A 10,208-nucleotide genomic window follows, 5' to 3' on the forward strand; every position below is an offset into this window, starting at 1 on the left:
TATCTTCCCGAGTATAGTCCTGATTATAACTTAATTGAATTGGTTTGGCATTCAGCAAAAGAATATATTGCCAATCGAGTTTTCAAATCAATTGAAGAATTAGAATGTTTGTTAAATCATCTTTTAAATGAAGGAGGGTTAATTATAAAATGGGTACGAAAAATAAAAAACAAAGGCAATGCTGTTATCACAGTTTAAATGCGCAACAGCTTATCAGTTATCAGCTATCAGCTATCAGCTTTAGCAAAGGGAACAGGAAACAGGGAACAGAATTGTATTTAACAGCTATTCCCTAGAGCAACTCAGAACAAAAATGTTTACGGATAAGTATTTGTTGACATCCAATGAGTTGAATGTTTTGAATTTGATTTTGTATCGTTGATAGGGAGTAGGGAGTAGGGGGAAGAGTTTGGGGCGGGGGCGCGGGAAGTGTGGGAAGTGTGGGGAGAAAGAATAGGGAATATTATATAGCGGTTTTTATAGTAATGATATATATATAATATAGCAATTTTCATAGCTATGAGGTACACAATTTCTGGATTTTAGGGAACAGGGAACAGGGAACAGGGAACAGAGAAGATGGAAGATGGAATAAGGAATAGGGATGTGCTGCATCAAGAAAGGGAATTAAAGTCAAAGAATACTGTATGTACCTCATAACTGCGAAAAACGCTATAATAGAATATAGGATTTTTACCGACTCCCGACTCCCTTTACAATATGTACAAGCTCACAATTAATAAAATTGGGAATTCCCTAGGCATAACTCTACCTGAAGAGATCCTACAACAGCTGAATGTTGTTGAAGGAGATACTGTATTTATCACACAAACCGCTGATGGTGTTGAAATCACCACGAAAGATCCTGAGTTTGAAAAGGTAATGGCAGCTTATCAGAAAGTCAGCAAGAGGTATGAAAATGCCTTGAGGGAGCTGGCTAAGTGAGGGAACCGCTGTGGATATCGGAAGCTATAACTAGAGCTATTCATGCTGATCAAATTGCACAACATGGGGGAAGTCCAGGGATTCGGGACGAAAATCTGCTATCGGCTAGTTTAGCCAGACCTAGACATCTATTTGTCTATGGTCAACCAACCTTATTTGATTTAGCAGCAGCCTATGGATATGGTTTGGCAAAAAACCATCCCTTTATAGATGGCAATAAAAGGGTCGCTTTCGCCGTGATGGCAACTTTCCTTGAAGTAAATGGATATTCTCTAGATGTCCCAGAAATGGATGTTGTGGTAATGATGGAAAGGTTAGCAACAGACCAAGAAAGCCAAAATGCCATTGCTAAGTGGCTAGAAGCAAATGTCGGTACTTAATTTGATGATCCATACTAATCAAATACCGATGCTAGACTGGGTTGAATATAACCTAAAATGACCCTCCCAAGGTTTTTGACGTTGGGAGTTTTTTACTGTCTGTTAACCATAACTCTGGTATATATATAGCGTTTCCATTTGAGATGTAAACGAATACAGTCTTTTTTTAGTTTACTAAAAAACTCTGGATATCTTGCCCCTCTTGCCTCTTGCCTCTTGCCTCTTGCCTTTTTCGACCATCGATGAATTTACAACTCGTTTGAAAACCTTCTACAGCGTTTTTCATAACTATTAGGTACACAGGATTTTTTCACTCTTGCCTCTTGCCTCTTGCCTCTTGCCTCAATTTGGCTAATTCGTCCTGAGCAAACTCCCGCAGTTTAGGATCGGAGTCATGGTCTGCTCTATCCTGCAATAAGGATTGGATTTGGGAATGGTTAGGATAATATTCCAGGATGGCCTTAAGGGCTGCTTGTCGAGGATTGTCATCCCATAATTTCTTACGCTCAAAAGGGTCATGGAGAGTGCGATCGCGTAAAAATTCCCATAACCAAGGCTGATTGTGCCAAGCTTGAGCTAACTGTTCAATTGCTATACCTCGCACATCCGAATCAGTATCAGAGCGAGCCAATTCTTGAAGTAGGGGTAAAGTATCTAGGTGGTCTTTGTAACCTTGAGCTAACTGTTCAATTGCTGTAACTCGCACCCACGAATTAGTATCAGAGCGAGCCGATTCTTGAAGTAGGGCTAAGGTATCTGGGTGGTCTTGGTAACCTTGAGCTAACTGTTCAATTGCTGTAACTCGCACCGACGAATCAGTATCAGAGCGAGCCCATGCTTGAAGTAGGGCTAAGGTATCTGGGTGGTCTTGGTAACCTTGAGCTAACTGTACAATTGCTGTACGTCGCACCCACGAATTTTTATCAGAGCGAGCCCATGCTTGAAGTAGGGCTAAGGTATCTGGGTGGTCTTGGTAACCTTGAGCTAACTGTTTAATTGCTTCACCTCGCACATCCGAATCAGTATCAGAGCGAGCCGATTCTTGAAGTAGGGCTAAGGTATCTGGGTGGTCTTGGTAACCTTGAGCTAACTTTATAATTGCTGTAGGTCGCACCCACGAATTTTTATCAGAGCGAGCCCATGCTTGAAGTAGGGCTAAGGTATCTGGGTGGTCTTGGTAACCTTGAGCTAACTGTTCAATTGCTGTAGCTTGCACATTCCCATCTTGATCAGAGCGAGCCCATTTTTGAAGTAGGGCTAAGGTATCTGGGTGGTCTTGCCAATGGGTGGCTACTGCTACCACAGCGTTAGTGCGAATATCACTATCACTGAATCTTTTTCTATTTTGATCATAATTAATTAAGTCTTTGACGCGATTCAGTAATGTAGTATCTGTTGATTTAATCTCATAGCGATTCCTCACCTCAGATAAAAAATCTGCTGCCAAAAATAAATTTCCAAACCTATTACTCTCTCCATATTGTGCTATCAAATACTCAATAATTTCTCCAGCTTTTCTGGAATCAATCATGCCCACAATCAACCTCAGCACTTCATGCCAAGATTCATCCCGCCAGTGCTGACCAAATACTTGGGTTTGTAACTGTTCTAGGTCAATCTTCTGGGTTTTCTCAAATTTCCTGACAAATTCCCAAGCACAGAAATATTCCAAAAATGTCCGATGCACAAAGGCGTAGTAATCTGCTCCCATGAAACACAAGATAAAATTGCGGGTGCGCAACTGATTAATCATTACCTTAGCCACCGCTCTTGGATTAGTAACTTCCCGTAGTTTCAACTCCTCGAAGATAATCCGTTCTAAATCCTCTGCACTAATCAGATTTCCCGCTAATCCTGCTTGATTACCCTGCATGAAATCTGCCACTTTTCCCAGCATCTGTTGCTTATCTTGATAATCAATTGTCTTGGGGTCAAGACGATTATCTTCTAGTAATGCTCGTTCCACATCCCATCGATGGAGCAGTAATCGAGAGGATTGGTTATAGAGTTCAGAGCGGTCACGAGGCAATTCTTGATTGCGATTCAGGATTGCCATCATGGTTAGTAATAGGGGATTTTGCGCCAGTTGTCGAATTGGGGAGGATGTCTTGATTGCGTTTTGTAAGCGCTCCCGTTTCCTAACTTTATCGGCTTGATCCGTAAAGGTTAATTCATGCCAGTGCTCGATAAAGGTTTGAATTTGTTCGGACTCCAAGTCTTGGAGCATAACATGACGAAATTCAGCATCCCGTAGCCGTTGGGGTTTATAACCAATTACCCGAGATGTCACAATTAATCTTACTTTAGGATAGGTATTGGTAAAGCGATGAATATCCGTAATTACATCTTCTCGTTTACCTGGCTCAAAGACTTCATCCAACCCATCAAACATCACTAAGGCATTACCAGCCTTTAACTGCTCATCAAGGTGATGTTGATTGAGATGACAGATATATCCACTGCTTTGATGACAGAATTCCAAGAAATTATGACACTGTCCACTATCGCGATTCCGGATATAGGTGCGTAATTCAATCAGTAAGGGAATTGGTAGAGAAAGGGCAGTAGTTAGATCGGTTCTTGCCCACTCCAATGCTAAATATTGCAACAAAGTAGATTTACCAGAGCCTGGGTCTCCTAAAACCACCAAATACCGATAGCCTTGAGAGTCCTTGATCACATCCAATACGGATTTTATCGGCTGTTGATAATAAAGCTTTTTAGCTCGTTGCAACTCCTTTTGGTCAATTTCCTGTTCTAGTTGACCACTCTCTAGCAGTTTTTGATAATAATCCTTAGGCAGTTCATGAATCGCCTCTGGCATCAAGTCATGAACCTCTCGCACATTTTGGGGGATAAATATCGTCCAGAGTTTTAGTTGATTATAGGCAGAACCATCGGTATCTAAACTATCTAGTTTAACATTACCGTAGCTCTCTAGGAGTGCTTCTTGATACTCCCTTAAGTTAAAATCAGGGATAATGCCTGCTGTAGCGTTAGTGTTTTTTGCGATCGCATCTAACGTTTGGGAATCCCAGATAGGCCGTAACTTATCCGATTGCTTGATTATAGTTTGTACTTGCTTGAGATACTGTTTACCAATATACTTCCAACGAAATTCTTCCGGTAATGATAATAACTTCAGCTCAACCCAAGTCTTGGCTAATGTATCGGTATCTATTTCTTTACAGCCATAGTTAAAGGCACTTCCCAGGATAGCTTTAACGGATTGGTTCTTAATATACTGCTTGAGGGGTTTAGTATATTGTTTTATTTCTTGCTTAGATAGGTCAGCAACCTTTAATTCTTGTCCAACTAAAGCTACAAAAGCTTTTAAGGCTTTAACCAAGAGTTTTTTCTGGGTATCTTGCTCCGATAGTCCGGTATAATCTTTGATAGATTCTTTGAAAAAATCTTTAGTGTAGTCTTCTAGAGCGTCTTTGGCCAAGGGACCGATCACTTCTTTGGCGAGATAGCCACCAGCACTAGAAATTCCCCACAGTGCTAACCAATCTAGCATGATCTTGGTAGTTGTTTTTTGGTTTATCTATTATTATAGATCTTTAGGGAGTAGGGAGTAGGGAGCAGGGAGCAGGGAACAGGGAACAGGGAGCAGGCAAGACGCAAGACGCAAGACACAAGACGCAAGACGCAATAGTTGGGACAGCCTGCCCCGTAATGAACCACTGTTCGCTCAAAAAATTGTAAACCCTAAATGCCTTTAGGGTTAAGATTTCAGGCTAGACCGCACTTAGTAAGAGCCTCGCTAGTTTTCCGCATTATAAGTAGGAAAGTCAGTATAACCTTCTTTACCTGGAGAATACCAAACTTTAACATCTGGAATAGGATTAAGAGGCCAATTATTAGCGAAGCGATCAACCAAATCTGGATTACTCAGAATCGGTCTTCCGAAAGCAATTAAATCCGCCACACCTTCTTGAATTGCCGCTTCTGCTGTTTCTTTACTATAGCCGCAATTACCAATAATTGGACCATCAAAAACGTTTCTAAGCTCAGCCAAAGTCATCGGTTCTCCTAATTCATGAAATCCAAACGCCAACCCATCTAATACATGGATATAAGCTAACCCATAACTGTTTAACTCTTTAGCTACATAAAGAAATGTTTCACGATAATCCACAGACCCCATATCATTAAATAAACCATTAGGAGACAAACGAACCCCCACTCTATTGACTGGGAAAACAGTTATTACAGCTTCGATTACTTCTTTGAGTAAACGATATCTATTCTCAATAATACCACCATAGTTATCTGTTCTTTGGTTGGTTTTAGATTGCAGAAAAGAGTCCAGTAAATAACCATTAGCTGAATGAATCTCTACCCCATCAAAACCTGCATGTTTGGCATTTTCAGCCGCTTTTTTATACTCTTCTACTATTTGGGGTATTTCTTCAGTTTCCAGGGCTCGTGGAGTTTCGTGAGGCTGTTTTCCCTGAGGGGTATGAACATATTCTTCGTTAATTTTAATGGCTGAAGGAGCAACAGCTAGCTTACCATCATGGAAACTACTATGAGAAGCCCTACCACAGTGCCAAAGCTGCAAAAATAATGGCGTATTCTTAGAGTGTACACTACTAACAACTTTTTTCCACCCTTCAGTTTGTTCCAGAGTATAAATACCAGGAGCATTTACCCAACCGTTAGCTTGAGGGGAAATAAAAGTACCTTCAGTGATAATTAGACCTACTCCAGTTCTTTGAGTATAATATTCCACCATTAAATCATTGGGAATACCCATATTAACTGCTCTCCCTCTAGTTAAAGGAGGCATTACTACTCGGTTTTTTAAAGATAAATCACCTAATTCAAAAGGGCTTAGTAGTTTGGACAAAGAGAGTGGAGCCGTCATTTATTGTACCCCTCAATGTAAATTGACTCAAATCCATTTAAACAAAATATAGCAATCCTAAATGATTTGTGACAAGTTAGGGGCTTGGTATGTTTTGCTCAAGCGCCAGGGTTAGGTTGCTGCCCGTAACGCACCACTGCTGGGTCAAACAACTTTTAGGAGATGCACCCGATGGGAGAGTGTGGGAAGAAAGAATAGGGTATATTATATAGCTGTTTTCATAGTAATAATATATATATGATATAGGTTTTTTCCCGGGTGGATATCGGAACCTATAGCCAGAGCTATTCATACTGATCAAATTGCACAACTGTTTTCTTGGATGGGGGGAAAGGTTAGCAACAGACCAAGAAAGCCAAAATGCGATTGACCAAAGGTCACGCTACGCGATTGGCCGTAGGCCACGCTAAAAGCGAACGCGCTTGTGGCTGGGTGCATCTCCTAAAAGCTGTTTGACCTGGTGGTTGGAATGGGCATCAGGCGTGGAACGGGCATCTTGCCCGTTTCATTTCCGGACGGACTGTCCCAACACTGGCTACCGATAAAATCAGGGCGAGCCCGTCCCTAAAGCACCACTAGCCACTAAATTCTAAATTCTTCATTCTAAATTCTTCATTCTAAATTCTTCATTCTAAATTCTTCATTCTTCATTCTTCATTCTAAATTCTTCATTCTAAATTCTTCATTCTAAATTCTTCATTCTAAATTCTTCATTCTAAATTCTTCATTCTAAATTCTTCATTCTAAATTCTTCATTCTAAATTCTTCATTCTAAATTCTAAATTCTAAACTAAACCCCAGTAACACCTCATTTCCTGTTAACACTACAGGCATTGCTACTACTTCCACAGGTTGATTTGCCAGATAAATTTCTACCAGTTTATCCTGAGGATTAATCAACCAACCCAAACGCAAGCCACTGGCTAGATACTCTTGGATTTTCTCCTGTAGGGGCTTTAATCGATCTGTCCGTGAGCGCAACTCAATCACAAAATCGGGGCAAATGGGTGGAAAACCTTCTCTTTCTGTTTGACTCAGTGCTTTCCATCTTTCCAGCGCTACCCAAGCTACATCGGGAGAGCGATCGCCACCACCTGGTAAACTAAACACAGTCTGAGAGCTAAACACAACCTTAATATTTAAAAAACCAGCGATGCACAGAATTTTTTCTCTGTTCCCGATTCCCGACTCCCCAGGGCTGTTTCATTCTAAATTGCAATATTTTATGCATTGACGAGGATACGTCTTTTCAGCCTTCGAGCATTCAGGTATGTGATGGCTGAAAGCCTTTAAACTCGTTACCTAGATCCAGAATGAAATAACCCTGCCGACTCCCGATTCCCGACTCCCGATTCCCGATTCCCGATTCCCGACTCCCGATTCCCGACTCCCGACTCCCGATTCCCGACTCCCTAAAATAAATAGATTATCCGCCCCTAACGCTGATTCTGCAATTTTCTCATTTCCTCTTGCACCCCCACTGCCACCTGCAAGGCTTGATCTAGCACTCGTCCATACTCACTGGCCTGATCACTCAAGTGCAGGGCAGTCAAGGTGGTTAAATTAGTAGTAAATAGCTGAGGATTCTTAGTAATAAACTGCTTATTCTCTCTGAGAATTCGTTCTGTCTTCAAGGCACGCACTAAATCCGTTTTCATCACCTTAAGGGCTTCGAGCACTCGCTCCCGATTGCTGAGACCAACACCTGGATTACCAGCTTCTTCCAATTGATCATTAATGTATACAGCTCTAATCACCGTATTGTATCGATCCACTTCTTTCACCAGCCGTCTAACTGCCTTATATTTCAACCATAGAAAGGTACCTCTACCCAATTTGATCAGGAAATCTCCTGGTTCTTTTGGTTTCTCTAGGAAAAAACCTCTGACTCGCTCTGGCTTCTCCCCAATCAAATTGGATAGATAGTCCTCTGAAATCACCAAGTCCTGCAAATCAGGTCGCATAGTTGTCCGTGCCTATGATAAGATAGTGGTCGAGAGCGTCTTAACCTATAAGCTTAACACGGTATTAATACCTTACCGTTAAGCTCAAGACACCTGTTAGGGGTCAGGGGCATGACTGGGTATATGGTAAGCATTCAGCGGTCAGCGTTTAGCGGTCAGCCTTTGGCCAATGGCACCTCAAGTAGTGTGCGTGTAGCGCATAAGCTGATACGCGACACGCTGATAGCTAATAGCTGATACCTGAATAGCTACGGTATATGACCACATAAAACAAGGATGCGATCGCATTCCCAATACTAATCATAAAAAGCCAGTTAACTTACTAACACAAACGAAAACTTAGCTAAAACTGCACCAAGCAATACTAAGTTTCCTCAATACACTGCAAGTCTCTGGCCTTAAAACGCACTGGCATCCCATCAGACGGATAAATCAAAAGGTTTGTATACAGTTATAAAAAGTGTCACATAGTCTAGCAATCTCTACAACTATTTGGTATACTTAAGGGAGGTTACTGATACCACTACGTAAGGCGGTCGAACTTACGGGACTCTCCAGAAATACCTTTCGCAAGTATGCAGATAATGGCACGATCAAATGCGAACGCACCCCAAGTGGTTACAGACTCTTCGATACAGAAAGCTTACTCACCTTCGGAAAGGCGGGCAAAACTGTGGTTGCTACTATCTGTTACTGCCTCCTCAGCAGCCAAAAACAAAGGAATGACCTTAATCGACAGGTTGCTTATATGCACTCCCTCTATCCAGAAGCGGAAATCATCTTTGACATCGGATCAGGACTTAACTACAAAAGATTTGGGCTTAAAACCATACTGGAGCGACTTATGCGTGGGGATCAGCTCACAATTATTGTTGCCTGTCTCGACAGACTTACCCGGTTTGGGTTTGAACTCTTTGAGTACTTGGTTAGAAGTTACCGTAAGAGTAGTGCAGCCTTTATAGTTGGTAAATTATGCAGCATAGGGTAAAGGTTTTGTAGTAAGGCTGCACTACTCTAAGGTTTCATCTCCGGTCAGTCTCAACGGTGGAAAAATCATGGGATCCGACAACCCTGAAAGCTGTCTTTGATCAGAATTTACCGCCGATATTCTCTCAATCATTCACGTCTGCTCTTGTAGAGTCCAAGGACTCAGGAAATACGGTTCAAAAATCAAAAAAGATCCGACTATTCCTAAAAGCTGACCAACGTCAATTGATTAATCGCTGGTTTGGAGTGTCCCGTTATGTTTTCAACAAGACCGTAGAAATCCTCAAAAATGGCGAAGTTAAAGCTAACTGGTTGGCCATCAAGACTGACATCCTTAACAGTCTTCCTGAATGGTGTAAAACAGTACCTTATCAAATTAAATCGATAGGGATAAAGGATGCCTGCACTGCGGTCATAGAGGCTAAGAAAAAATACAATTTGACTGGGCAAATTAATCGAGTTCGCTTTAGGTCTCGAAAAACTCCTGTTCAGTCTTGCTACATCCCAAAATCCGCTGTTTCAGTAAAGGGGATCTACCCTACAAAATTAGGAGAGTTAACCTTTGCTGAAAGCCTACCAGATCACCTATGTGACTATCGATTAATTAGCACCAATGGGGACTATTATTTAGTAGTCCCTTACAAAGCAACTCGAAACAAAGCCGAGAATCAAGGCAAGGTAGTTGCTCTCGATCCTGGTGTTAGAACTTTTTTGACGTTTTTTAGCTGTCCGGCAAAATTCATCCCACACCTAATGCGTAGCATAGGTGTGGGATGAATTTTGCACAGGGTATTATAAAATTGCTATAATATATGTACTGATAAACAAAGCCGTTCGCGTAGCGTGGCCTACGGCCTTAAATGCTGGGCAAGTCAGCCACTTACGTGCCTAAAAAATAGAACTTATTGTATTGTTCCGGTGGGTCGGGGCATCCCGTGTCGTTAATAAAGTAACCCGTGTATCCGAACGCGCCCCGCGTCGGCGAAAGCCGATAGTGATGGCTGGAGTTGGTAAGAAGCCCACACTGTAATCTTCGATGAGCGTGTGGGAGTATGTCAC

The 10,208-nt window shown here is 41.7% G+C and carries 9 protein-coding genes and 1 pseudogene; 5 read left to right on the forward strand and 5 right to left on the reverse strand.

From position 1 onward, the window contains the following. The 3 genes from F6K64_RS37405 to F6K64_RS37415 all read left to right on the forward strand — a co-directional run. Positions 1-198 (forward strand): transposase (locus F6K64_RS37405; RefSeq protein ID WP_287265468.1); only part of this gene is annotated, 198 nt, incomplete at its 5' end. Between the two features lie 522 nt (positions 199-720). After that, positions 721-945: an AbrB/MazE/SpoVT family DNA-binding domain-containing protein gene (locus F6K64_RS37410; RefSeq protein WP_008185840.1), complete on the forward strand. Its 225-nt coding sequence runs from the start codon at positions 721-723 to the stop codon at positions 943-945. Then, on the forward strand, positions 942-1,325 hold the full coding sequence (locus tag F6K64_RS37415) for a type II toxin-antitoxin system death-on-curing family toxin (RefSeq protein WP_008185843.1): 384 nt from the start codon (positions 942-944) through the stop codon (positions 1,323-1,325). The genes F6K64_RS37410 and F6K64_RS37415 overlap by 4 nt, the downstream gene beginning before the upstream one ends. Before the next feature lie 310 nt (positions 1,326-1,635). On the opposite strand, the gene F6K64_RS37420 is transcribed toward F6K64_RS37415, so the two are convergent. The 5 genes and pseudogenes from F6K64_RS37420 to F6K64_RS37440 form a co-directional block, all read right to left on the reverse strand. After that, positions 1,636-4,845 carry an NACHT domain-containing protein gene (locus tag F6K64_RS37420; protein WP_287267953.1) on the reverse strand — a complete coding sequence of 1,070 codons (3,210 nt, stop codon included), beginning with the start codon at positions 4,843-4,845 and terminating at the stop codon, positions 1,636-1,638. Positions 4,846-4,888: 43 nt separating this feature from the next. Further along, entirely contained in the window at positions 4,889-5,023 is a 135-nt protein-coding gene (locus F6K64_RS37425) for a hypothetical protein (protein ID WP_287263923.1), read from the reverse strand. Between the two features lie 68 nt (positions 5,024-5,091). Continuing rightward, positions 5,092-6,198, reverse strand: coding sequence for an alkene reductase (locus F6K64_RS37430; protein ID WP_008185851.1), 1,107 nt, complete (start codon positions 6,196-6,198; stop codon positions 5,092-5,094). Positions 6,199-6,969: 771 nt separating this feature from the next. Further along, positions 6,970-7,392 (reverse strand): annotated as a pseudogene (locus F6K64_RS37435) (Uma2 family endonuclease); the annotation flags it as partial. A 242-nt stretch (positions 7,393-7,634) separates the two neighbouring features. After that, positions 7,635-8,162 (reverse strand): hypothetical protein, encoded by a 528-nt coding sequence (locus F6K64_RS37440; protein ID WP_287251506.1) that lies wholly within the window; start codon positions 8,160-8,162, stop codon positions 7,635-7,637. A gap of 673 nt (positions 8,163-8,835) precedes the next feature. On the opposite strand from F6K64_RS37440, the gene F6K64_RS37445 reads away from it, so the two are divergent. Then, entirely contained in the window at positions 8,836-9,150 is a 315-nt protein-coding gene (locus tag F6K64_RS37445; RefSeq protein ID WP_229414555.1) for a recombinase family protein, read from the forward strand. Between the two features lie 56 nt (positions 9,151-9,206). After that, positions 9,207-9,926 carry a helix-turn-helix domain-containing protein gene (locus F6K64_RS37455; protein ID WP_502708101.1) on the forward strand — a complete coding sequence of 240 codons (720 nt, stop codon included), beginning with the start codon at positions 9,207-9,209 and terminating at the stop codon, positions 9,924-9,926. Positions 9,927-10,208: the final 282 nt, after the last annotated feature.

It is taken from the genome of Moorena sp. SIO3A2, from assembly GCF_010672265.1.
GTDB classification, from domain to species: Bacteria; Cyanobacteriota; Cyanobacteriia; order Cyanobacteriales; family Coleofasciculaceae; genus Moorena; species Moorena producens.

Bases quoted from the DNA above. Each gene is read 5' to 3' on its own strand.
- F6K64_RS37440 (WP_287251506.1), bottom strand. From the start codon at position 8,162: ATGCGACCTGATTTGCAGGACTTGGTGATTTCAGAGGACTATCTATCC.
- F6K64_RS37430 (WP_008185851.1), bottom strand. From the start codon at position 6,198: ATGACGGCTCCACTCTCTTTGTCCAAACTACTAAGCCCTTTTGAATTA.
- F6K64_RS37410 (WP_008185840.1), top strand. From the start codon at position 721: ATGTACAAGCTCACAATTAATAAAATTGGGAATTCCCTAGGCATAACT.
- F6K64_RS37420 (WP_287267953.1), bottom strand. From the start codon at position 4,845: ATGCTAGATTGGTTAGCACTGTGGGGAATTTCTAGTGCTGGTGGCTAT.